Source organism: Sulfitobacter sp. F26169L, from assembly GCF_026410285.1.
GTDB lineage: Bacteria > Pseudomonadota > Alphaproteobacteria > Rhodobacterales > Rhodobacteraceae > Sulfitobacter.
This window is the reverse complement of the sequence record NZ_JAPMLP010000012.1, coordinates 43,757-65,995: the sequence shown is the minus strand read 5'-3', so window position 1 is coordinate 65,995 and position 22,239 is coordinate 43,757. Positions and strand designations below refer to the sequence as shown.

Genomic DNA, 22,239 nt, shown 5'->3' with positions numbered 1-22,239 from the left:
AGTCTACTTCCTGTGATAATCCTCGATTACCGCAACCTCGCTGCGTGAGCCGAGAATGACCGACACCCGCTGGTGATGCCCCGTCGGGGCGACCTCCATAATCCGGCCATGTCCGGTAGAGGATGCGCCGCCCGCCTGTTCGACCAGCATCCCCATCGGGTTTGCCTCATACATCAGGCGCAGCTTGCCGCCCTGCGCCGCGTTGCCGCTATCTTTGGGATAGAGGAACACCCCGCCGCGCGTCAGAATGCGGTGTACGTCAGCGACCATGGACGCACACCAGCGCATGTTGAACTTCTTGCCGCGCGGCCCGTCTGCCCCGCGCAGGCAATCGTCAATGTACTGGCGCACAGGCGTTTCCCACAGATCGTAACGCGACGCGTTGATCGCAAATTCCTGTGTCTCCGCCGGAATGCTCATTTCCGGCTGGGTCAGCAGAAACTCTCCCGATCCCGGGTGGTGGGTAAACCCGTCCACGCCCTCCCCTGTGGTGATGACCAGACCCGTCGAGGGACCATAGATCGCGTAGCCGGCCGCAATCTGTTCAGTGCCTTTTATCTGCACAGAGGCGGCATCGGTTGTGATCGCGCTGTCCAGCCGCACAATGGAAAAGATCGTACCGACGGACAGGTTCACATCCAGATTGGACGACCCGTCCAGCGGATCGTAATAGACGACAAAATCACCCGTCTGCGGTGCGGTCTTGCGCCAGTTCACTTCGTCCACTTCCTCGGAGACCAGCGCGGCGACAGCAGGGTTTGCGCCGACAATCTGCTGGAAAATCTCGTCCGAGATCACATCAAGCTCTTTTTGCGTTTCGCCCTGTACGTTTTCTGTTTCCGCAGCGCCCAGCACACCGGCAAACGCCCCATGGCGCACGCGATCCGCGATCATCCGGCAGGCGGTTGCGATATCCTCGATCAGGATCATCAGATCGGTGTCGGTGGTCTGCTCTGTCAAATGCTGGCGCAAGGTGTTCTGTGTCATGTCTTTTCCTGTCCGGGCCCCTGCCCTCTTAGTGGTTTGTCTTTTTGGCGACCAGATCGGCAACCGCCCGGGCCAGCCATTGCGCATCGACCGCAGCCCCTTTCAGGGTCACCGAAAGCGCCCCGCTTGATACCCCTTTTACCGATACCCGCACATTACCTTGAACCGCTTTGGCTACTTTTGCCGGTGCGGGCCTGTCGGTTTTTTCAGCAGCGCCGCCACGCAGACGCGGGATGATTTCACGGAAAGCGCGTTTTGGGGTGTTGGCAATATCAACTTCGGCAACAATCCTGTCGTGCAGTTCCAGACACGCGCGGCCCAGCGACACATCATTCTGGCTGACCGAGAGGCGCTGTGCGATTTCCTGCTGGCTCAGATCCCCCAAGGCATCCGCGATCAGGCCGATGGACAGCAGCTCCTCAAACCCGCTGAGGTTCTTGCGCATGGTGTTTTCGTGAAACCGTTCTTCCAGATCGGCCAGCGCGGCTTCGCCCTCGACAGTTGCGATAACAGCCACAACCTTGCGGTCCAGCATTTCACACGCAGCCAGACGGCGGCGGCCCGACTGGATGATAAAGCGATCGGTGGTTTCCAGCGGGTGATCACGGTCGGGCTGCCACGCAGGATCAACGGGGCGCACCCGAATGGCCTGCGTCTGGCCGCGCCGCGCGATGTTATCGACCAGCGCCTGAAACTCCGGCTCGTCCTGCCAGCCATCCTGCCGGTCACTGCCTGCGGGGTCATCCACCTGCCCTGCGTGCAATTCTATCGCGACAGTTCCGTTCAGAATGCCATCGCTGATCGTAGTACGCGTATCTTCAAGACGCTGGCGCAGCATGTTCATCGCCGTGCCGCCCCACATTCCGCCCATTCCCGGCTTGCCAACGTCGCCGGCATCTTCCTCCAGCGGAATTGTCGTCGCATCGAGCTTGCGTTTACGTGCCATCAGCCCCACCTTTCCTTGATAAATTCTTCTGCAAATCCGCGTGTAGGCAAATGCGGCAAAACCCGTGCAACAAGGCTGTCGTTGACCGCATTTGCATTGGTCATAAACGCCTTGGCCGATGTGCGGCGGGTGCGCGGCGGCAGATATTCGTAGATGCTTTTGTATTCCTCCGCCGCGTTGGCAATCGCGTCAGAGCGGTTGTACCAGACCTGACTGATCTCGCGCGGGGAGCGGCGGTAGAGATCCAGTATCTGGTCGGTATCCTGATTGTTCTGCTCTTGCACAATCGTCGGCAAAACCACGTGATCGCCATTGCCGATCTCCAGATCGGCCTCGAACCCCATGATGAATTCAAGATATTCACCGATATTGCCGATATAAGTCGCAAGCGTTGCCAGATCGAAACCCTTCATCGTCTGCGGAATCACCACACTGTCGGCAGCGATCAACCCGTTGAGCTGCATCAAGGTCAGCGATGGCTGCTGGTCAATGACAATTACATCCAGCGTCTCATTCAGCGCGGCATTAAACCGGTCGGGGTCAAACGCGCCTTCTGCATCGCGCAGATCTCCCATGGCGGTTGCGGGCGCATAGGCCGCATCCCACGCCGCAATCGCATCGCGCAAGACACGGTAAACCGGCACGCCGCTGCGCTGTGACAGAAAGAACAGGCTGATGTCACCATTCTGGATGTTCGCCCCACCGGGGATCAGGCGCACCCCCGGCCACGGCGTCGGGCGCCAGATCGCGTTCAGCTCCTCCATACTGCGGTGTGTCAGTTCCGATGCGCCCGGATCATCGACGCCCATAAACTCTGCCAGTGTCGGGGTGTCGGGCGCAAACAACGGCAGGTCGGCATCTGCGAAATACAGGCTTGCCGTGGCCTGCGGGTCAGCGTCAATGATCCCGACACGCAGGCCGTAAAACAGCGAAAGATATTGCGCAAAATGTGCGGCGGTCAGCGATTTGCCTGTGCCGCCTTTTTGCGCGCCAAAGGTAACCACCTTTATCGGGTCACCCGCCTGCCGCCAATACAGATGATCACGCCGCGCGCCGGGACGGCTGGCCAGAATGCCACGAATTGTGATGATCTCGGAGGGCGAAAAGCTGCGCTCGCGGCCTGTGCGCTCTCCCTCGGGGTAGTGTGGTTCATCCTTGGCAATACGCGCAAGATAGGTTGCATCCACGCCAAGGAATTCCGCCACTTCGGTCTGGGAAAACCGCCGCGACACGCGCCCCCGCATGGTCAGATCACGCTGGAGCTTGGTGTTCACTTGCGTCATCACACGCCCCATATTGCGTATGAATTGTTCGAATTGCCCGTATGCCATTATCTTTATATCCGCGGATATTGCTATGCCGCGACCTTGGAGCGTATCGCCACTGAGGGCAAGCTCCGCAGGTGGAGTTTCCACCGCCGCAGATAGGATTTCAGGAGTTTTTGTTCGGTTTCGGCGTTGCAAATCGGGGGCAGGGTACTGATCAGCCTGTTGATTTGATGAAGTGTCGGTTGTTTTTTCCAGTGCGGCTGCCATGCCTCCTCAAGCTTCTCCAGGATCACAGTCAAGGCTGCCTGCGATGGAATCTGCGGGGCAAGGTCACGCATCAAGGTTTCCGGAACCGGCCCCAAGCCCAGCTTTTCATAAAGCGCGCCAAACCCCGCCTCGATATCCGCGGATATAATCGGTGCCGGCTCAATAGCGCCGGCAATCGCTGCATCGGTTGCTGACAACAGGCCATCATCGGGCCACTGCGTGAATTCGGGGTATGGCGCATTGCCCACGGTGGTCTTCCATCCCGAAATCAAATCCGAATATCCCACAGACTCGTGTTGTTTTTTATGGATATGATTTTTAGTTTTTAACGGGCGTTCAATTGGCTGAACCCTGCGTTCAGGTTTTTTGACAGGGGCCGGTGTAGCCGCTTTTTGATCTTTCCCCAATCCGGCGCGCCATTCTTTCCAAAACGTGACGGTATAGCGTAGGCGGTAGTTATAACCGTTCGCCATCTTCTGTTCTTCTGTCGTCAGCAGGCCAGCGGCGCGCAATTCGGAGATGTATCCCGAAATGGATGCACGCGACCGGCCAAGGCGGCGGCCGAGCTGCGCCAGCGAGGGCCAGCATTGCCCCGATGCATTCGCCATGCGGCACAGTTCGGCCAACGTGCGAAAGGCGGCGGGAGATAAATCAAGATCAAACAGGGCAACCGGAAAGGCAACAAAGCCACGATTCGGGTCGCAGTCAAAAATTTTAGACATAAAAGCTCCATGCACCGCAGGCAGGGCTTGCGGCGATTCGGGCGCAGTGGTACTGTCAGAAACAAGCAAAACGGACAGTGTCAAAGCGACATTGACGGACAGGGCTCGGATGGCTGCAACCATTCGGGCCTTTTGTTTTATGGGGTCTGGATGATGTACTGCGCCTCCCTGATCGGTTTCACCTAAACGCTGTTGTGCCGAATTTTCTTCCCGGTCATCGCACAGCGGTCTGCCTCTTGGAGGGTGTAACCCCTCTTAGTCCGTCTATTAGGTCACGAAACGCTCCAAATGCAATGACTAATCTCACAAAGGCCTGTTATAAGTATGACGGGCGTGCGCCGCCTTGGGCCGGTCACGCTGCCAGTAGGGTGGGATTTGGTTAAGAAAGGGTAACCACAAGGTGCGCTCTTGGGGTGTTGCGTTTGCCCGCTGCATCGGTCCAAGCTGTGAAAATGATGGTAAACTTGGGCGGGGTCGATGCCTGCCGGACGGGTAATATATGATGTGGATCGGTGTAAGTTGCGGGGCGCAATTCTTGCGCATTTGGGTGCATGGGGATGGGCAGACGACCGCGTTGGAGGCAGCGGCATCGGACCCGTTTGAACCGGCCTTGCTCTCGATGATCGAACCGTATTTGAAAACGGGCGCGGTTGTGCCTGTGTTGGTTTGTGGGGCCGACCGTGAAAATCACGTCGCTGTGCCTGCGCCCCCGCTTGATGCGGCGCGCGCTGTACGGGTTCACGGCGGTGATCTGCGTATCGCGCTGTATCATCTGCCCGGTCTGTCGCGCCAGCACCCTGCCGATCTGTTGTACACCCGCACCTTGCCTGTTGCAGGTTTCATTGACGCGCATCCCGATTGGGACGGTGTGTTGTGTCTCCCGGACCGTCATAGCAAATGGGTGCATATCAGCGCGGGCGAAGTGGTCAGTTTTCAAACATTTATGAGCGGTGAGATCCTCTCCCTGCTGTCGGAGCAGTCGAGCTTGCGCACAATCCTTGCAGGGCAGGATTGGGACGGGGATGCATTTGATGTTGCCGTGTCAGATGCGATGTCGCGCCCCGAGCGGGTGGCGGGTGCGTTGTTTTCCCTGCACGCAGGATCGGTGTTGGCGGACCAGCCCGCCGGTGTAGCCCGCGCGCGACTGTCCGGCATGATGATCGGAATGGAGCTGGCCGCAGCCCGCCCGTATTGGCTGGGCCAGAACCTGGCTTTGATCGGGTCGGGCGCACTGATGGGGCATTACGCTGCTGCACTGGAAGGGCAGGGGGTTCGCGCGGCGCGATGTGATGTCGATGAAGTGACAGCGCGTGGGCTACAGGCCGCATTTACCGCCCTGAGGGACTCGGGCGCATGAGCGTTTTCGACCACACGCAATGCCAGCTTGGTGAAGGTCCGCTTTGGCATCCCGAACGCCAATCCCTTTTCTGGTTTGATGTCTTGGGTAGACGCTTGCACGGCGAAGGCGCCGTGCGCCAGTTTGATGAATGCGTGTCTGCTGCCGGATGGATCGACCATGATCATCTGTTGATCGCATCCGAAACCCGGTTGTTCACCTATCATCTGGAAACGGGTGCGCAGAAACACATCGCGCCACTGGAAGCAAATAACCCCGTGACGCGGTCTAATGACGGGCGCGCCGATCCGTTTGGCGGATTCTGGATCGGGTCGATGGGGAAAGACCATGAAAAATTTGCAGGTGCGATCCATCGCTATTATCGCGGCACCGTCGAGACATTGTTCTCGGGACTGACCGTGGCAAACGCCATCTGCTTTACGCCCGACAAACGCTTTGCCCATTACACCGATACGTTCACCCGCCAGATTATGCGGGTGGAGCTGGATGGTGAAGGCTGGCCAAAGGGTGCCGGGCAGGTTTTCATTGATACCAAGGCCGAAGGGCTGAACCCTGACGGTGCGGTTGTCGATACCGATGGTTGCCTGTGGGTTGCGCAATGGGGGGCGGCGCGCGTTGCGCGCTATGGTCCTGACGGGCAGTTTATGGGCGCGGTCAGCGTGGCGGCGAAACAGGCAAGCTGTCCGGCATTCGGCGGCGCGGACCTAAGCGTGCTTTTCATCACTTCGGCAGCGACGGGGCTGGACGGGCCGGACGAGGGCAAGACATTTGCCATCCCGACGCAGGCACGCGGCCAGCGTGAACACCGCGTCATTGTCTAGCGGTTAGCCCGTAACGCCCAAGCGGACCTGCAAGCGTGACAGCACATCGGTCGGTATCTCGATATGATCGAGATACCCCATTACAGATCCGTATTGCGCATCCAGATGCTCCATCATTCCGGCCATGGCGCTGGCGGGGCTTTCCAGCAGGGCAGCGTAAGCCTCTACATCGCCACCATTCGCGCGGGAACGGCTGAGGAATTCGCTGACCAGTTCCGGGATGAACTGCTCGGTCAGCGCGTAATCTGAAATGATATCCGTGTGTGATACGCCTGCAAGACCCAGCAACAGTGCGGCGATAATGCCGGTGCGGTCTTTGCCTGCGGTACAGTTGAACAGAACGGCCCCGTCGCGCACTGTAGAAATCCGGCTGAGGATTGTCCGGATCGCGGCGCCGCGCGTTTCGATTGCGGTGATATACATCGCCAGCAGCGGATGGCCCTCGGGCACCTCGACCTCGGCCAGTGCAGCGGGGGACAGGGCATCAAACAGCGGCAGGTTCACCCACTCGACACCACGCTGGCGCGCCAGGCGGCTGGGGGCATCGCGGACCTCTCGCGCGGTGCGCAAATCGACCACCATGCGCAATCCTTCGAAATGCAGGCGCTCGGGCTCGCCATCGTCAAGGCGGTGCAGGCAATCGCCGCGCAAAAAGCGCCGCATCGGCACGGGTGTGCCTTGCGCAGTCAGATAGCCGCCCAGATCACGGACGTTATGGGCACCGCGCAGGACAATTTGTCGGGAGGGGAGGGGCGTATTCATCCCTTTCATCTAGGCGGTTACGCGCACCGCTTCAAGAAGGGCCGATGAATTGCAACCGTGATGCGCAGGGCAGAGTGGCCACCCCGCGCGCCAATGATGGCTCAGGCGGGTTTCTTGCGATCGAAGATTGTCGGAAACCAGTCTTCGCGCAGGGTCTGGCCCGGCTTCATGGCATGGCCCGGAAAGGGCGGTGATGTGGGGCCGGGGCGCTCGACGTAGCGGGCATCATCGCCCAGCAACCGCAGCGAAAACGCGCGCCTGCGCGATGTGGTGGTGTTGCCGCGCGCGCCGTGCAGCGTGCCATAGTTGAACGCCACCGCATCGCCCGGCTCCATTTCCCACTCCTTGATGTCCATGCCTTCCGCATCAGGGTCGGGCACGGGCATGTAGGCATCTTCATCGGGGTAAAAGCTGGTCTCGGCCAGCCAGCGGGTGGGCAGCACCGGCTTTTCCCATGCATGGCTTCCGGCCACACAGCGCAGGCTGTTGCCCTTCACCGGGTCCATCGGTGACCAGAAGCTGACATTCTGAATACCATCGACAAAGTAGTACGGCCCGTCCTGATGCCATGGCGTGGCCTTTGATGTGCCCGGCTCTTTTACCAGAACATGATCGTGAAACACCTGCACGCGGTCAGATCCCATCAGATCGGCGGCCACTTCGGCGGCGGGTGAATTGCGGATCACGTCTTCGAATTCGGAAATACGGGTCCAGTTGCAATAGTCGTCAAAGAACCGCCCGCCTTCGCCCTCTTTGAGGTTTTCGGCGGCGTATGGTCCAGGCTCGGTCATGTTGCGTTCGATCCCGGCGCGGATTGTATCTACGTGGGATTTGAACAATCCCTTGATCAGAACAACACCATCCCGCTGGAATGTATCGATATCGTCTTGTGTTACCAGTGCGTGCATAAACTCTCTCCCATTTCGAGGGCAGCTTATGCAAAATGAATTATAGTTACCAATAATGAATATTCATTATATAGTTAGTCTGATGTTATACCTTTCCCTGCGCCAGTATCAGTATATCCTTGCCGTTGCAGATGCCAAAAGCCTGACCAGGGCGGCGCTGGCGCTGCATGTCTCGCAGCCTTCGCTTTCTGTTGCGATCACGCGGGCAGAGGCGCGGCTGGGCCGTCTGATCTTCAATCGCGGCAAAGGCAGCGCAATAGATCTCACGCCGTTCGGTTACCGCATTGTGGCGCAAATCCGCGCCCTGTTGCGGGATGCGCGCGCAATTGAGGAGTCGGCAAATCTGGCGCGCCCGTTTGTGCTGGGCTGTTTCGAGGACATCGCGCCGTGGTATCTGCCCAAGGTGCTGGCGGCAACGCGCGCCCGTTTTCCCGACACCGACTTTCAAGGCGTCGAGGGGCGGTTTTCCGCCCTGTCCGGTGATCTGGTGGAAGGGCGGATCGATCTGGCGATTTCCTATGACATCGGATTTGATGACCGCTTTGCCCGACAACAGATCAAACAGGTTGCGCCCGTGGCTTTCGTGGCGGCGGACAACCCCCTTGCGGCGCTGCCGGCGGTCGGGCTGCACCAGTTGACCGACCAGCCCCTGATCCTGTCAGCAGAGGAGCTTTCACAGGGGTATATCCGCACGTTGTTCGACCGTCTTAACATCAGCCCGACGGTGGCCCATACCACGGCTTCGCTGGAAATGATGCGCTCGCTTGCGGCGCACGGGGCAGGGGTGGGCATCAGTTATTCCAACCCGCCGGCCGGATACAGCTATGATGGCCAGCCGCTGGTGACGGTGCCGATTGACACACCGCAGGCGGCAGCGGATATTGTGTTGCTCTGGGTCAAGCGCGCAGAGGATTGCGCCATAACAAGCGGTATTTTCGACGTGATGCGCAGGCTGTAAACACCGGACCGTAACAGGAGTTCGCAAATGCCGGAACCAACCCGAAACGCGCTACAGGTCATCATGGCCGAGCTTTCGCCGCTGGAGGGCAAGGCGCTGCTGGATATCGGCTGCGGCAAAGGGGCGCTGCACGGGCCGCTGACGCAGGCAGGCGCGCAGTGGCGCGGGATTGATCCGGTGGCAACAGATACAGGCCTGCCGATTGATGCCGCTCCTGCGCAGAAAATGCCCTATCCCGACAACAGCTTTGATGCGGCGATCTGTGTGAATGCCCTGCACCATGTTCCCGTCGGGGCGATGGATGCGGCCCTGCGCGAAGCCGCGCGCGTGCTGCGCCCCGGGGCGTTGTTGGTGGTGATAGAGCCGCAAGCCACAGGCGCGCTATCGCAGGTGATTGCCGTGGTGGATGACGAAACCGTTATCCGCGCCGCCGCGCAGGAAGCGATGGACCGCACAACCGCGCTGGTTCAGATCACGGCCTATGATTACGCGCGCGCAGACAGATACGCCGGCTTTGACCGCTTCTGCGATGTGCTTATATCGGTCGATCCAGCGCGCGCGCCCGAAATCGCTGCGCAACGGGACGCGCTGCGCCAGTCGTTCGAGGATCATGCGCGCCCTGTTGACGGTGGCTGGACCCTCGCACAGCCGATGTCGGTACGTGTGTTCCGCCCTGCCTGAATGTGCCTGCGCGAAACATGTATTTGCGCAATGCACCGCCACGGGGTAGCTCTGTGCGCAACCTCAACAGCCCGAATGCGAGCCGTGCCATGAATTTCCTTTCCGATGATTACCAAGACATTCGCGATGGCGTGCGCGCCCTGTGCGCCCAGTTCCCCGACGAATATCACCGCAAGGTGGATGCCGACCGCGTCTATCCCGAAGCATTCGTCGAGGCGCTGACCCGTGAGGGTTGGATGGGCGCGCTGATCCCCGAACAATACGGCGGCTCCGATCTGGGGCTGATCGAGGCGAGTGTGATCATGGAAGAGATCAACCGCGCGGGCGGCAACTCGGGTGCGTGTCACGGGCAGATGTACAATATGAACACGTTGGTCCGCCACGGATCAGAGGAGCAGCGCCAGCGGATTTTGCCAAAGCTGGCCAGTGGCGAATTGCGGCTGCAATCCATGGGCGTAACAGAGCCTACAACAGGCACTGATACGACGAAAATCAAAACCACCGCGATCAAGAAGGGTGATAAATACGTCATCAACGGCCAGAAGGTCTGGATCAGCCGTGTGCAACATTCCGATCTGATGATCCTGCTGGCACGCACCACACCGCTGGCCGATGTGAAAAAGAAATCCGAAGGTTTGTCGATCTTCCTTGTGGATATCAAAGAGGCGATGAAAAGCGGGATGGAAGTGAAGCCGATACCCAACATGGTCAACCACGAAACCAACGAGCTGTTTTTTGACAACCTCGAAATCCCCGAAGAAAACCTGATCGGCGAAGAGGGGCAGGGGTTCAAATACATTCTGACGGGGCTGAACGCGGAACGCGCGTTGATTGCGGCTGAATGTATCGGGGATGGTTACTGGTTCACCGACAGGGTGACAAAATACGTCAGCGAGCGTGAAGTGTTCGGCCGCCCCATCGGACAAAATCAGGGGGTGCAGTTCCCCATCGCCGAAGCGTTCATCGAGGTCGAAGCAGCCAACCTGATGCGCTACAAGGCTTGCGCGCTTTATGATGCGGGCAAGCCCTGCGGTGCCGAAGCGAATATGGCGAAATACCTCGCCGCCAAAGCCAGTTGGGAAGCGGCAAATGCCTGTATCCAGTTCCACGGCGGTTTCGGGTTTGCCAATGAATACGATGTTGAACGCAAGTTCCGCGAAACGCGTCTGTATCAGGTGGCCCCGATCTCGACCAATCTGATCCTGTCTTATGTGTCCGAACACATCCTTGGTATGCCGAGGTCGTTCTGATGCTGCCGCTTGAGGGTTTGAAGGTTGTCGCGATCGAACAGGCCGTTGCCGCACCGTTTGCGTCATCGCGGCTGGCGGATGCGGGCGCACATGTGGTCAAGATCGAACGCCCCGAGGGCGATTTTGCACGCGGGTATGACGATGTCGCCGCTGGCCAGTCGAGCTATTTTGTCTGGCTTAACCGTGGCAAGGAAAGCGTCACGCTTGATCTGGTATCCGGCGAAGGCAAGGCGGCGCTGGCTGGTCTGCTGGCGGATGCCGATGTGCTGATCCAGAACCTGAAACCGGGATCACTGGCGCGGCTCGGGTTTGATCCCGCACGGCTGCGCGCGGATTTTCCGCGCCTGATTACCTGTTCCATCTCGGGCTACGGCGAAGACGGCCCGCTGGCCGGGCGCAAGGCTTATGATTTGCTGATTCAGGCAGAGAGCGGTTTATGTTCGATCACCGGCGGCCCGTCAGAACCGGCGCGCGTAGGCGTATCTATTGTGGATATCGCCACCGGCGCCACCGCACATGCCGCGATTCTGGAAGCGTTGATCAGACGTGGCATCACGGGGCAGGGCGCGCAGATATCGGTGTCGATGTTTGACGTCATGGCCGACTGGCTGACAGTGCCGCTGCTGAACCACGAGGGCGGCAATACGCCCAAACGCGTGGGCCTCGCGCACCCCTCAATTGCGCCCTATGGTGTGTTCCAGCCAAAATCGGGCGCGCCTGTCCTGATCTCGATCCAGAGTGATCGCGAATGGGTGAAGCTGTGCAATGATTTCCTGAACGATGCCGCGCTGGCCAGCGATCCGCGCTTTGCCACCAATGTGGCGCGGGTGAAAAACCGCGATCAGACAGACGCCATCGTTGCCGCCGCCTTTGCCACCTATGACGCGGCAGAGGCGATTGCGCTGCTTGCCGATGCAAACATCGCGCTGGCCTCGGTCAACGATATGGCGGGGTTGTCGGGCCACGCCCATCTGCGCCGCATCACTGTGGACAGCCCCAATGGCCCTGTATCCTTTCCCGCCCCTGCCGCGATCTTTGCGGATGAAACCCGCAGCTATGGCGCGGTGCCTGCCTTGAACCCGTTGGAGGGGTAACTATGGACGTTGATATCGACCACCTGCGCCAGTGGATTGGCAACACCCAGACAGACGAGGAAACACTTTCGCCCACACTGGCCCGCCAGTTCAACGCGACTTTTGACCGTGAGGGCGCCCCGGCCGCAGGTGATGTCGCGCCGCTGCTGATCCACTTCTGCCTGACGGCCCCCATCACGACCGCAAGCGAGCTTGGCCCCGATGGTCACCCCGCGCGGGGCGGGTTTTTGCCGCCCGTACCGCTGCCGCGCCGGATGTGGGCGGGCGGTGCGTTCCGTTTCCATGGTGATATCCGCGTCGGCGATTTGGTACAGCGTCATTCCACGATCACGGACGTGGTGCTGAAACAGGGCCGCACGGGGCCGCTGTGTTTTGTCACGGTTGAACATGAGATCACCAGCGATGGCCGCGCCGCGGTAAGCGAGCGGCAGGATATCGTGTACCGTGATGCTCCCTCCGCCGATGCCTCTGCCGCCCAAACACCCCAGACACCCGCACCCGCAGGTACTTACAGCCGCATGATCACACCGGATGCGCCTCTGCTGTTTCGCTACTCCGCGATGACATTCAATGGCCACCGCATCCACTATGACAAACCCTATGCCACGCAGGTTGAGGGATACCCTGGATTGATCGTACACGGCCCGATGCAGGCAACCCTGCTGTGTCAGACCGCCGCCGATCAACACGGCGCAGCGCCGCAAACCTTTGCGTTCCGCAGCCTGTCACCGCTGTTTGACGATGCGGATTTCTCTGTCAACGCCACCCGTGAAGGAGAGGAAATGAAACTGTGGACCGCCCGATCCGGTGGCCCCGTCGCGATGCAGGCAACAGCGCACTGGTAGCAGCGGATCACAATGTTTCATTCAAAGCCCGTGCAACGGGTTCGGATGCTGCATCTACATTCCGGCGGTTTCGCGCGTTATCCAATGCCGCAATGCGACATCGTCCAGCGTGTCGATGAATTTTGCATCGGCAGGATCTTCCAGATGGTAGAAAAATGTAATGCGACTTGTTGAGGTGTGTTCAGCCCTGACGTATTCCCCGTCTTCCGACCCCGCCCCGCCAACTGCGGGAGAGAAGCCGAGCGATTTGAGCGCGATCACCAGGCGCTCCAGCTGAGCCTCATAGGCGGGGGAGAACCGCTCCCAGATTTCGACGGGCTGGCTGCCGGACAGGCCCCAAGCGAAAGGTTCATCGTCGCGCGGGCGCGGAAAGCTGATGGTCATCTTGTCTTTCACCTCACTGATCTGTTCTCTTTCACATGCCTTAGCCCGCAATGTATCGGCCCAACATCCAGAACCCCATGGCCAGCATAATCAGGTTTTCGCTGAGCGAGATAAAGCCGAGCGGCACTTTGGAATCTCCGCCGACACAGGCGCAGGTCAGTTCGCGTTTGTCGATGTAAACCGCTTTGATCACGCTGACAGCGCCGATTGTTCCGATAAATATCCCCACAGGCGCAACCAGCCAGATCAGCGCGCTGCCTGACCCGATCAACGCCATCATGCCGACACCTGCATAAAGTTCGGCATAGGGATAGGCATAGCCATAGGGCACATATCGCCGCGCCAACAGATCATAGCCCAGAAAACCGTTCACAAAGCTTTCGACATCCTGCAACTTCTGGATCGCCAGCGCGACCATCGACATCGCAAAGAACCACATCAGCCAGGTGGCGATAGGAAATCCTTGATAAAGGTTAAGGATAACGGCCAGTGCCATCAGCGAGGTGCAGCCGAAAATCGCGATAACAGGGCGGTAGGTTGTGTCGTCCTCACCCAGAACGCGATAGCCGAAATGCGCTTTCAGGTCTGTGTACCCGCCGACCATCTCGCCATCGATGTAGGTGGTTGGCGTGGTGTCGACATTATGCGCTTGCATGAATGCATCTACCTGATCCCGGGTTTCCAACAGGTTGTCATCTACCTTGTACCCTTTACGCTCAAGCAGCGATTTTGATTTCAGCCCAAACGGGCAAAGATGCCCCGGCATCGCCATTCGGTAAAGCGCGGCAGTTTTCCCCGCGCCTTCACTTTTGTTGCGCGCATCGCTCGGGCTGTCTGGCGTGATGTCTGTCATGGCGACCCTCTGGAAATCCGGTTGCTGAAAGCGTTTCAAAGGATCAACCAGCATCCGGCGCGCAAGGTTCCGCTTTTGTGGTTGGCGGTTCAGACGGTGCGCGCGATGTCGGATTTGATGCGCCTGAGCGGAATGGAGGACTCAATAGAGGCCACACCCTTCACCTTCGTCAGACGACCAACCAGAAACTGCTCGAATTCCTGCAGATCTGCGGTGGCGACACGCAACATATAATCGCGGTTGCCGGTCATCAGCCAGCAATCCACCACTTCGGGAAATTCCTGAACAGCAGATTCAAATGTTTCCAATGCGGCATCGACCTGTTTGTCCAACTGGACCGATACAAACACCGATATGCTGTACCCCAGCGCCACCTCGTCAATCAGGGCGCAATATCCCCTGATGATACCCGACTCTTCGAGGTGTTTCAGACGGCGTGAAACCGGTGTCGCGCTCAGCCCCACGGCGCGGGACAGATCATTGATCGACATCCGCCCGTCCTTGCGCAGTTGCTGCAAGAGTTGAATGTCGAATTGATCAATCTTGGGGCGATTCACTAGATTTATCCTGTTTCAGGGTGATAGTCGCTAAAATGCTGCCAGTCATTGATTGATCTTGCAAGGACACACTAGGATGAGTGGTGATATAGCACGATGAAACATGTTTTTGCAGGATAATCCGCCATGCCGTCAGCACATACGCCCCTGAAAACTATCGAACAGCGCCTGCTTTGGCTGTCACACTGGATGATCCATAATGCAAACCACATCCGCCCCAAAGAGGACGGGATCAAGGTGGGCGGGCATCAGGCGTCCTCGGCATCTATGGTGTCGATTATGACAGCGCTCTATTTCCAGACATTGCGGCCCGAAGACCGTGTGGCGGTCAAACCCCATGCTTCGCCCGTCTTTCATGCGATGCAATATCTGATGGGCAACCAGACCCGCGAAAAAATGGAGAACTTTCGCGGGTTCGGCGGTGTGCAAAGCTATCCGTCGCGCACCAAGGATATCGACGATGTCGATTTCTCGACCGGCTCGGTCGGGCTGGGTGTGGCGGTTACGTCGTTTGCGTCGATCGTGCAGGACTACATCGAGGCAAAATCATGGGACAGCGGGCGCAAGATGGGCCGCATGGTGGCGCTGGTCGGGGATGCCGAACTGGACGAGGGCAACATCTATGAAGCCTTGCAGGAAGGCTGGAAAAACGGGTTGCGCAACTGCTGGTGGATCATCGATTACAACCGCCAATCGCTGGACGGGGTGGTGCGCGAAGGGCTGTTCAAACGGGTCGAGCAGATTTTTGACGCCTTCGGATGGGACGTGGTGCGCATCAAATACGGTGCATTGCAACGGGCAGCCTTTGCCGAACCCGGGGGGGAAAAGCTGCGCGCGTGGATCGATAACTGCCCCAACCAGTTGTATTCCGCGCTGACGTTTATGGGCGGCGCTGTCTGGCGCAAACGGCTGATGGATGCGCTGGGGGATCAGGGCGATGTAACGGCCCTGATTGAAAAGCGTGACGACGACGAACTGGCAGAGTTGATGGAGAACCTTGGCGGCAACTGTGTGGAAACCATGGCCGAGACTTTTGCCGCCATTGATCACGACAGGCCGGTCTGCTTTCTGGCCTACACGATCAAGGGCTGGGGCACGCCGATTGCAGGGCACAAGGACAACCACGGCGGCCTGATGAACAAAACCCAGATGGCCGATTGGCAAACCCACATGGGCGTTCCCGAGGGGCAGGAATGGGACAGGTTCGCAACCGTTGATGACCCTGACGCGCTGCGGCAGTTTCTGGACAACGTGGTGTTCTTTGCCGATGGTGCGCGCCGTTTCGATGATGACAAGCTGGTAGTCCCCGCGATTGAAATCTCGACCGATCGCGAGCTTTCGACCCAGATGGCGTTTGGCAAAATCCTTGATGATCTGTCCAAAGGGGACAGCACGCTTGCCGCGCGGATTGTGACCACCTCGCCCGATGTGACAGGCACCACCAATCTGGGGCCGTGGGTGAACCGGCGTAAACTGTTTGCGCGCGAAACGCAGGAAGACACGTTCAAGGCCGAAAACATCCCCTCGACCGCGAAATGGGAGTTTACCCCCGAAGGCCAGCACATCGAACTGGGCATCGCCGAGATGAACCTGTTTTTGCTGCTGGCGGCGGCGGGGCTGTCACATTCGCTGTTCGGCAAACGGCTGATCCCTATTGGCACGGTCTATGATCCGTTTGTGTCGCGCGGTCTGGATGCGCTGAATTACGCGTGTTATCAGGACGCGCGCTTTATGATTGTCGGCACCCCGTCCGGTGTGACGCTGGCGCCCGAAGGCGGCGCGCACCAGTCCATAGCCGCCCCCCTGATCGGCATGTCCCAGGACGGGCTGGCCGCGTTCGAACCTGCTTTCGCGGATGAGTTGGCCGTGATTATGGAATGGGCATTCGATTACCTGCAACGCGACGGCAGCAACGACCCGGACGAGCGGACGTGGCTGCGCGAGGAAACCGGCGGATCGGTTTATCTGCGCCTGTCGACAAATCCGATTTCCCAGCCGGGAAAACGGGTGGACGATGATTTCAGGCGCGGTGCAATCGATGGTGCGTATTGGCTGCGCAAACCCGGCCCGAACTGCGAGATCGTGATTGCATATCAAGGCGTTGTTGCCCCCGAAGCTATCGCCGCGGCAGGGCGTATCGCGGGCAGTCGCCGTGATGTGGGGGTTCTGGCCGTTACATCAGCGGACCGCCTTAATGCGGGCTGGACTGCCGCGCGCCGTGCGCGTGCCGGTGGTAACGAAAATGCGCAATCACATATCGAAACCCTGCTAAAAGACCTCCCGCGCGAGTGTAGTATTCTGACGGTGATTGACGGGCATCCGGCCACGCTGTCGTGGCTCGGCTCTGTCCGGGGGCACCGGACCATTCCCTTGGGGGTCGAACATTTCGGCCAAACCGGCACCATTCAGGACCTGTACAGTCATTTCGGCATCGATGCCGCGTCGATTGTTGCTGCCGTGAACGGCCTCACCCCCGGGCGCACGCTGGATTACTGAAAAATTCCGTTGCCCTGAAGAGGCAGCAGACGCGCGTAAATGGTTTGACCGATCGGTCAGCTTGGGTAAAGATAACGAATTAACTAACGAAGGCAGTCATGGAACATTTTTGGGCGAACTACACGAGTGAGGAATTTGCGCAGCTTGATCATGACCGGATCATTGCGGTGTTACCGGTTGGCGCAATTGAACAACACGGGCCGCATTTGCCTCTGTGTGTTGATGCGGCAGTGGCGGATGGCCTGACCAAGCTGCTGGCCGAAAAGCTGCCCGAAGATTCGCCGGTCTTGTTTTTGCCCACGCAGCCGGTCGGTAAAAGTGACGAACATTCCCGTTATCCCGGTACGCTGACGCTCAGCGGGGAAACGCTTGCACGGGTCTGGACCGAAATAGGCGCATCTGTGGCGCGCAGCGGGGTGCGCAAGATTGTGCTGCTCAACAGTCACGGCGGCCAGATCAGCACAATGGATATGGTGGTGCGCGAATTGCGTATCCGGCACAACATGCTCGCCTTTTCGGTGAACTGGTTCGGCTTTGGCCTGCCGGACGGGCTGTATTCCGAAGATGAACAGACAGTCGGTATTCACGCCGGTGATTTGGAAACCTCTATCATGCTGGCAATGGCACCTGATCTGGTGAAAATGGAAAAGGCGCGCAATTTCCGCCCGCTGACAGATACGCTGATCCGTGATTTTTCACATATCCGCATCGGCGGCGGGGCCAAGCTCGGCTGGCAGGCACAGGATCTGCATCCGGCAGGAGCCTGCGGTGACGCCAGCATCGCAACCGCACAAAAGGGCCGTGAAACGCTGGACTATGTGACCGACCGGCTGGTCGAAGTGTTTGCAGAAATTGATCGCGCTGACCCTGCGTGGCTTAACAACGAACCGGAGTGGTAGATAAATGGCAGCGCAGCCCGTAGACGCATTGATAGACGTTCGCAATGTCCACAAGATTTTTGGCAATGGCACCGTGGCGATCAAGGACATGTCGCTGACAATCTCCGAGGGTGAGTTTGTGTCCTTCCTCGGCCCGTCGGGGTGCGGGAAATCAACAGCGCTGAAGATGATTGCGGGTTTGCTGTCTGTCTCGGCGGGCGAAATTGACGTAAACGGCCATCCCGCAGGGCAGGGCGGTGAAACCGGCGATATCGGCTATGTGTTTCAGGATGCCACGCTGATGCCGTGGGCCAATGTTTTCGACAATGTGTTTCTGCCGCTGCGCTTGCAGGGCGTGTCGCGCAGGGATGCAACTCCGCGGATCACCGAAGTATTGGCGCAGGTGGGATTGTCAAAGTTTCATAAATCCTATCCGCGCGAATTGTCGGGCGGGATGAAAATGCGGGTGTCGATTGCGCGCGCGCTGGTGACAAACCCCAAGCTGCTGCTGCTGGACGAGCCGTTTGCGGCATTGGATGAAATCACCCGCTTCAAGCTGAACAATGATGTGCTGCGCCTGTGGGAAGAAAACAACCTTACGGTCATATTCGTGACCCACAGTGTTTTTGAATCGGTCTATATGTCCAGCCGCGTTGTGCTGATGGGCGCAAGGCCGGGCCGCGTGATCGAAGAGATCGAGCTGCCGCGCGCCGTGGGGCGTACGGATGAATACCGCACATCTGCCGAATTCGGCGAACACGCACGCACCGTCACCCAAGCGCTAGAGAGGACGATGACCAATGTCGACCATTGAAATCCACGACGAAGACACGCCCGTGATGATGAACGCGTCACAGCTTCAACGCGAGCGGCGCGACAAGCGGATGCAGGTGATTATGCCGCTCGGCGCTTTGGTGATTGCGGTGCTGCTGTGGGAGTTTCTGGTGTGGTATAACGAAGTGCCCCACTATCTTATTCCCGCGCCCAGTCTGATCCTCAAAACCCTCTGGGTCGAGGGGCCGTCGCTGCTCGGTTCGGCGTGGTTCACGGTAAAGCTGACGCTGATGTCCCTGGCACTGGCGATGATCGGCGGCGTGTTGCTGGGCATGTTGTTTGCCCTGTCGCGCACCGTCGAGATGAGCCTGTTTCCCTTTGCGGTCATTCTTCAGGTGACGCCGATTGTCGCGATTGCGCCGCTGATCCTGATCTATGTGGACAGCACGTTTTCCGCGCTGCTGATTTGCGCGTGGATTGTGGCGTTCTTTCCGATCCTGTCAAACACCGTTATCGGCATCCGCAGTGCGGATCACAATTTGCGTGATATGTTTAGCCTCTACCACGCCACCCCGTGGCAGCGCCTGCGCTTTTTGCTGGTGCCAAGCGCGCTGCCCTATTTTATGGCGGCGCTGAAGATTGCCGGTGGGCTGGCGCTGATCGGTGCGGTTGTAGCCGAATTTGTGGCAGGCAGCGCGGGGCAGAACACCGGCCTTGCATCGCGTATTCTGGAATCAAGCTTTCGCAACGAAATACCGAAGATGTTTGCGGCACTGCTGCTTGTATCGCTGCTGGGCATCGCCATTTTCCTTGCCACGTCGTTTCTGTCCAAACTTGTCCTCGGCAAATGGCACGAGAGCGAGATCAAGCGGGAAAGATGATGGGACCTGATGCACAGCTGACAGGTGTTCGACTGGGGGGGGCGGATGATGTGGTTGATCTGCGCCTTTCGGGCGGAAAGATTGCCGCGCTCACCCCGTCTGCCGCCCCCGCCGCCACCCTGATCCTGCCGCTGATGGCCGATGCGCATGTGCATCTGGACAAAACATTCACAACCCGGCGCACAGGTGCCGGTGCGGTATCCCTGTTTGACGCGATAGAGCGGATGCAGGCGGATAAATCCAACTGGACCGCCGATGATCTGTATGCCCGCGCAAGTCTGGCCATGGAAAAGGCGTATCGCCACGGCGTTGCCGCGATGCGCACGCATGTTGATTGGAACACCGCTGAAGTGCCCGTGGCGTGGGGGGTGATGGATGATCTTGCGCGCGAATGGCGCGGCCGCGTCGATCTGCAACTGGCCTCGCTGTCTCCGATTGATCTGCTGGCTGAATCGGGCGAACAGATTGCCGCCCACGTGCGCAAAACCGGCGGTGTTTTCGGCGCGTTCATCTATCGCAATGACGGGTTGGCAGACAAGGTTGCGGATGTGTTCGCCCTGTCGGATGCCCACGACCTGCCGCTTGATTTCCACGTTGACGAAGGGCTGGAGAGTGAGGCGCAAGGGTTTGATCTGATCGTGGATCAGGCCGCACAGCGCCGCGACGGGCCTTCGGTTTTATGTGGTCACGCCTGTTCCCTGTCCGTCCGTCCGCAGGATGAGGTGAAGGCCGTTCTGGAACGTGCCGCGGCGGCGCAGGTCGGGCTTGTGGTGCTGCCCACCACCAACAGCTATTTACAGGACAACGCGCCGGATCGCACCCCGCGCCTGCGCGGCATTGCCCCGATGAAAGAGGCAGCGCTGGCGGGGGTCGATGTGATAATTGCCTCTGACAACGTGTGTGATGTGTTCTTTCCCTACGGCGATTACGATCTGTTTGATGTCTATCGCGGCGGTGTGCATCTGGCGCAGCTTGAACCCGCCGCGTGGATCGATGCGATCACGCAAGGGGCTGCGCGCTGGTGTGACGGTGCGGCGGTCACACCGCTTACCGTTGGCGCGCCTGCAAATTTCATCGCAGTGCAGGCAAGCGATCTGCACGATGCGATTTCCCGCCCTTCAGCCGTCAGGCACATATACCGAAATGGAGAAATCTTGGCATGAGCGTAGAGACTAAAACGGAATCGCAGCACGATCTGTCAGGGTTTCTGGCTGATATCGAAGGTATCCGCACCAGCACCGACGCGGGCGTGATCAAGGCGCGGTCGCTGGATTATTACTGGTACAGCCCCCTTCTGAAAGAGCAGCTTGCGGACAAGCGCGCCGATGTGATCGTGACCCCGCGCACGCAGGACGAGGTCGTGCGCGTGGCCGCAGCCATCGCACGCCATGCCATTCCCGTCACGATCCGCGGTGGGGGTACAGGCAACTATGGCCAGTGTGTGCCGATGGAAGGCGGCGTCGTGCTGGACATTACCGGCCTGAACAAGATCATCGAGATCGGCGAAGGCTGGGCGCGTACGCAAGCGGGTGCACGCATCGCCCGCCTGGACGATGCCTGCGCCGAAACCGGCCAGCAGTTGCTGATGTACCCCTCCACCCGCAAAATCGCGACCATCGGCGGGTTCCTGTCGGGCGGATCGGGCGGTATCGGATCGCTGCGCCACGGCGTGCTGCGCGATGATGGCAATGTGCGTATGGTCAAGGTGCTGACCATTGAGGAAGAGCCGCAGATCATCACCCTCGAAGGGCCGGACATCCAGAAGGTCCAGCACGCCTATGGCACCAACGGCATCATTCTGGAACTCGAGGTTGCACTGACCAAGCTGACCGACTGGATACACACCGCCGCGCTGTTTGACGGCTATATCGACGCGCTGCAATTCAGCCTTGATATGCTGGATGCGGGTCTTGATTGCTATCTGCTGACCGTGGTCGAGCGGCGGTTCTCGCAGTATTACGCCAAGTTCGGAGAGCTGTTTCCCGATGATCGCGATGCGGTTTTTGCCATGGTCGCGCCGGATGATATGGAACGCTTTACCGCCGAGGTCGAGCGGCGCAAGGGCCGTGTACCGTTTGCCATGACACTGGAGGAAATCCACGACGCCGGCCTGCCGCCCGCGTTTGAATGCGGGTGGAACCACACAACCCTGATGGCGCTGAAGGCCGATCCCGACTGGACCTATTTGCAGGTTGCCTATCCGCAGCCGATTGACCCATCGGTAGTGGCCAAACAGATGGAACGCTACGGCGACCAGATGTTCTGGCACCACGAGATTGCGCGGATGCACGGCGAGGTGCAGGTGTTTGCCCTGCCCATCATCCGCCAGCAAAAGCGCGATGACATCTACAAGGCAATCGCCGAGATCGAGGCGGACGGTTGCACCATCTACGACCCGCACGTCATCACCATCGAAGACGGTGGCATGAAGGAAATCGACACATCACAAATCGATTTCAAAAAACAGGCCGACCCCTACGGCCTGATGAACCCCGGAAAAACACGGGGCTGGACGGCTGATATGGCGCGTCAAAGGTAACAAGAGAACAC

The 22,239-nt window shown here is 59.0% G+C and carries 22 protein-coding genes; 13 read left to right on the top strand and 9 right to left on the bottom strand.

The features are described 5' to 3' along the window. Positions 1-3: 3 nt before the first annotated feature. From OS189_RS17470 to OS189_RS17455, 4 genes are read right to left on the bottom strand one after another with little or no spacing between them, the layout of a single operon-like run. On the bottom strand, positions 4-987 hold the full coding sequence (locus OS189_RS17470) for a class 1 fructose-bisphosphatase (protein WP_267168630.1): 984 nt from the start codon (positions 985-987) through the stop codon (positions 4-6). A gap of 28 nt (positions 988-1,015) precedes the next feature. Then, the gene (locus OS189_RS17465) at positions 1,016-1,933 is read right to left on the bottom strand and encodes a ParB/RepB/Spo0J family partition protein (protein WP_267168629.1); all 918 of its coding nucleotides are present in this window, start codon (positions 1,931-1,933) and stop codon (positions 1,016-1,018) included. Next, on the bottom strand, positions 1,933-3,264 hold the full coding sequence (locus OS189_RS17460; protein ID WP_267168628.1) for a ParA family protein: 1,332 nt from the start codon (positions 3,262-3,264) through the stop codon (positions 1,933-1,935). The genes OS189_RS17465 and OS189_RS17460 overlap by 1 nt, the downstream gene beginning before the upstream one ends. Positions 3,265-3,287: 23 nt before the next feature. Next, on the bottom strand, positions 3,288-4,190 hold the full coding sequence (locus OS189_RS17455; protein WP_267168627.1) for a helix-turn-helix domain-containing protein: 903 nt from the start codon (positions 4,188-4,190) through the stop codon (positions 3,288-3,290). A gap of 502 nt (positions 4,191-4,692) precedes the next feature. Here OS189_RS17455 and OS189_RS17450 point away from each other — a divergent pair. Both OS189_RS17450 and OS189_RS17445 read left to right on the top strand, forming a co-directional pair. After that, positions 4,693-5,547 (top strand): 2-dehydro-3-deoxygalactonokinase, encoded by an 855-nt coding sequence (locus tag OS189_RS17450; RefSeq protein ID WP_267168626.1) that lies wholly within the window; start codon positions 4,693-4,695, stop codon positions 5,545-5,547. Then, positions 5,544-6,368: an SMP-30/gluconolactonase/LRE family protein gene (locus OS189_RS17445; RefSeq protein WP_267168625.1), complete on the top strand. Its 825-nt coding sequence runs from the start codon at positions 5,544-5,546 to the stop codon at positions 6,366-6,368. Before OS189_RS17450 ends, OS189_RS17445 begins: the two co-directional genes overlap by 4 nt. 3 nt (positions 6,369-6,371) lie before the next feature. Here OS189_RS17445 and OS189_RS17440 read toward each other — a convergent pair whose 3' ends face one another. Next, positions 6,372-7,130 carry a tyrosine-protein phosphatase gene (locus OS189_RS17440; protein ID WP_267168624.1) on the bottom strand — a complete coding sequence of 253 codons (759 nt, stop codon included), beginning with the start codon at positions 7,128-7,130 and terminating at the stop codon, positions 6,372-6,374. Between the two features lie 101 nt (positions 7,131-7,231). Then, complete coding sequence (locus tag OS189_RS17435) at positions 7,232-8,038, bottom strand: phytanoyl-CoA dioxygenase family protein (RefSeq protein ID WP_267168623.1); 807 nt, start codon at positions 8,036-8,038, stop codon at positions 7,232-7,234. Between the two features lie 82 nt (positions 8,039-8,120). Here OS189_RS17435 and OS189_RS17430 point away from each other — a divergent pair, with 82 nt between their 5' ends. The 5 genes from OS189_RS17430 (at position 8,121) to OS189_RS17410 (ending at position 12,866) form a co-directional block, all read left to right on the top strand. Further along, a complete protein-coding gene (locus OS189_RS17430) occupies positions 8,121-8,996 on the top strand; it encodes a LysR family transcriptional regulator (RefSeq protein WP_267168622.1) in 876 nt (291 codons plus the stop codon). A gap of 27 nt (positions 8,997-9,023) precedes the next feature. Continuing rightward, a complete protein-coding gene (locus tag OS189_RS17425; protein ID WP_267168621.1) occupies positions 9,024-9,677 on the top strand; it encodes a class I SAM-dependent methyltransferase in 654 nt (217 codons plus the stop codon). Between the two features lie 89 nt (positions 9,678-9,766). Continuing rightward, the gene (locus OS189_RS17420) at positions 9,767-10,927 is read left to right on the top strand and encodes an acyl-CoA dehydrogenase family protein (RefSeq protein ID WP_267168620.1); all 1,161 of its coding nucleotides are present in this window, start codon (positions 9,767-9,769) and stop codon (positions 10,925-10,927) included. After that, positions 10,927-12,021 carry a CaiB/BaiF CoA transferase family protein gene (locus OS189_RS17415; RefSeq protein WP_267168619.1) on the top strand — a complete coding sequence of 365 codons (1,095 nt, stop codon included), beginning with the start codon at positions 10,927-10,929 and terminating at the stop codon, positions 12,019-12,021. The genes OS189_RS17420 and OS189_RS17415 overlap by 1 nt, the downstream gene beginning before the upstream one ends. Positions 12,022-12,023: 2 nt before the next feature. Next, complete coding sequence (locus OS189_RS17410; protein WP_267168618.1) at positions 12,024-12,866, top strand: HTD2 family dehydratase; 843 nt, start codon at positions 12,024-12,026, stop codon at positions 12,864-12,866. A gap of 54 nt (positions 12,867-12,920) precedes the next feature. On the opposite strand, the gene OS189_RS17405 is transcribed toward OS189_RS17410, so the two are convergent. From OS189_RS17405 to OS189_RS17395, 3 genes are all read right to left on the bottom strand, one after another. Further along, on the bottom strand, positions 12,921-13,250 hold the full coding sequence (locus OS189_RS17405; protein WP_267168617.1) for a hypothetical protein: 330 nt from the start codon (positions 13,248-13,250) through the stop codon (positions 12,921-12,923). Between the two features lie 40 nt (positions 13,251-13,290). Continuing rightward, positions 13,291-14,103, bottom strand: coding sequence for a MauE/DoxX family redox-associated membrane protein (locus OS189_RS17400; protein WP_416237493.1), 813 nt, complete (start codon positions 14,101-14,103; stop codon positions 13,291-13,293). Positions 14,104-14,192: 89 nt separating this feature from the next. Then, positions 14,193-14,660: an Lrp/AsnC family transcriptional regulator gene (locus OS189_RS17395; protein WP_267168616.1), complete on the bottom strand. Its 468-nt coding sequence runs from the start codon at positions 14,658-14,660 to the stop codon at positions 14,193-14,195. 126 nt (positions 14,661-14,786) lie between these two features. Between OS189_RS17395 and OS189_RS17390 the strand changes: the two genes are divergently transcribed. The 6 genes from OS189_RS17390 to OS189_RS17365 all read left to right on the top strand — a co-directional run bounded on the left by OS189_RS17390 (position 14,787) and on the right by OS189_RS17365 (position 22,228). Continuing rightward, entirely contained in the window at positions 14,787-17,156 is a 2,370-nt protein-coding gene (locus tag OS189_RS17390) for a thiamine pyrophosphate-binding protein (protein WP_267168615.1), read from the top strand. A gap of 98 nt (positions 17,157-17,254) precedes the next feature. Then, positions 17,255-18,055: a creatininase family protein gene (locus OS189_RS17385; RefSeq protein ID WP_267168614.1), complete on the top strand. Its 801-nt coding sequence runs from the start codon at positions 17,255-17,257 to the stop codon at positions 18,053-18,055. A gap of 4 nt (positions 18,056-18,059) precedes the next feature. Next, on the top strand, positions 18,060-18,848 hold the full coding sequence (locus tag OS189_RS17380) for an ABC transporter ATP-binding protein (RefSeq protein ID WP_267168613.1): 789 nt from the start codon (positions 18,060-18,062) through the stop codon (positions 18,846-18,848). Further along, the gene (locus tag OS189_RS17375) at positions 18,835-19,689 is read left to right on the top strand and encodes an ABC transporter permease (RefSeq protein ID WP_267168612.1); all 855 of its coding nucleotides are present in this window, start codon (positions 18,835-18,837) and stop codon (positions 19,687-19,689) included. The genes OS189_RS17380 and OS189_RS17375 overlap by 14 nt, the downstream gene beginning before the upstream one ends. After that, the gene (locus OS189_RS17370) at positions 19,686-20,852 is read left to right on the top strand and encodes an amidohydrolase family protein (protein WP_267168611.1); all 1,167 of its coding nucleotides are present in this window, start codon (positions 19,686-19,688) and stop codon (positions 20,850-20,852) included. Before OS189_RS17375 ends, OS189_RS17370 begins: the two co-directional genes overlap by 4 nt. Then, the gene (locus OS189_RS17365) at positions 20,849-22,228 is read left to right on the top strand and encodes an FAD-binding oxidoreductase (protein ID WP_267168610.1); all 1,380 of its coding nucleotides are present in this window, start codon (positions 20,849-20,851) and stop codon (positions 22,226-22,228) included. The genes OS189_RS17370 and OS189_RS17365 overlap by 4 nt, the downstream gene beginning before the upstream one ends. The last annotated feature ends 11 nt before the right edge of the window (positions 22,229-22,239 follow it).

Bases quoted from the DNA above. Each gene is read 5' to 3' on its own strand.
- OS189_RS17420 (WP_267168620.1), top strand. From the start codon at position 9,767: ATGAATTTCCTTTCCGATGATTACCAAGACATTCGCGATGGCGTGCGC.
- OS189_RS17405 (WP_267168617.1), bottom strand. From the start codon at position 13,250: ATGACCATCAGCTTTCCGCGCCCGCGCGACGATGAACCTTTCGCTTGG.
- OS189_RS17440 (WP_267168624.1), bottom strand. From the start codon at position 7,130: ATGAATACGCCCCTCCCCTCCCGACAAATTGTCCTGCGCGGTGCCCAT.
- OS189_RS17415 (WP_267168619.1), top strand. From the start codon at position 10,927: ATGCTGCCGCTTGAGGGTTTGAAGGTTGTCGCGATCGAACAGGCCGTT.
- OS189_RS17470 (WP_267168630.1), bottom strand. From the start codon at position 987: ATGACACAGAACACCTTGCGCCAGCATTTGACAGAGCAGACCACCGAC.
- OS189_RS17380 (WP_267168613.1), top strand. From the start codon at position 18,060: ATGGCAGCGCAGCCCGTAGACGCATTGATAGACGTTCGCAATGTCCAC.
- OS189_RS17375 (WP_267168612.1), top strand. From the start codon at position 18,835: ATGTCGACCATTGAAATCCACGACGAAGACACGCCCGTGATGATGAAC.
- OS189_RS17365 (WP_267168610.1), top strand. From the start codon at position 20,849: ATGAGCGTAGAGACTAAAACGGAATCGCAGCACGATCTGTCAGGGTTT.
- OS189_RS17410 (WP_267168618.1), top strand. From the start codon at position 12,024: ATGGACGTTGATATCGACCACCTGCGCCAGTGGATTGGCAACACCCAG.
- OS189_RS17400 (WP_416237493.1), bottom strand. From the start codon at position 14,103: ATGACAGACATCACGCCAGACAGCCCGAGCGATGCGCGCAACAAAAGT.
- OS189_RS17390 (WP_267168615.1), top strand. From the start codon at position 14,787: ATGCCGTCAGCACATACGCCCCTGAAAACTATCGAACAGCGCCTGCTT.
- OS189_RS17445 (WP_267168625.1), top strand. From the start codon at position 5,544: ATGAGCGTTTTCGACCACACGCAATGCCAGCTTGGTGAAGGTCCGCTT.
- OS189_RS17450 (WP_267168626.1), top strand. From the start codon at position 4,693: ATGTGGATCGGTGTAAGTTGCGGGGCGCAATTCTTGCGCATTTGGGTG.
- OS189_RS17465 (WP_267168629.1), bottom strand. From the start codon at position 1,933: ATGGCACGTAAACGCAAGCTCGATGCGACGACAATTCCGCTGGAGGAA.
- OS189_RS17455 (WP_267168627.1), bottom strand. From the start codon at position 4,190: ATGTCTAAAATTTTTGACTGCGACCCGAATCGTGGCTTTGTTGCCTTT.
- OS189_RS17460 (WP_267168628.1), bottom strand. From the start codon at position 3,264: ATGGCATACGGGCAATTCGAACAATTCATACGCAATATGGGGCGTGTG.
- OS189_RS17385 (WP_267168614.1), top strand. From the start codon at position 17,255: ATGGAACATTTTTGGGCGAACTACACGAGTGAGGAATTTGCGCAGCTT.
- OS189_RS17435 (WP_267168623.1), bottom strand. From the start codon at position 8,038: ATGCACGCACTGGTAACACAAGACGATATCGATACATTCCAGCGGGAT.
- OS189_RS17370 (WP_267168611.1), top strand. From the start codon at position 19,686: ATGATGGGACCTGATGCACAGCTGACAGGTGTTCGACTGGGGGGGGCG.
- OS189_RS17425 (WP_267168621.1), top strand. From the start codon at position 9,024: ATGCCGGAACCAACCCGAAACGCGCTACAGGTCATCATGGCCGAGCTT.
- OS189_RS17430 (WP_267168622.1), top strand. From the start codon at position 8,121: ATGTTATACCTTTCCCTGCGCCAGTATCAGTATATCCTTGCCGTTGCA.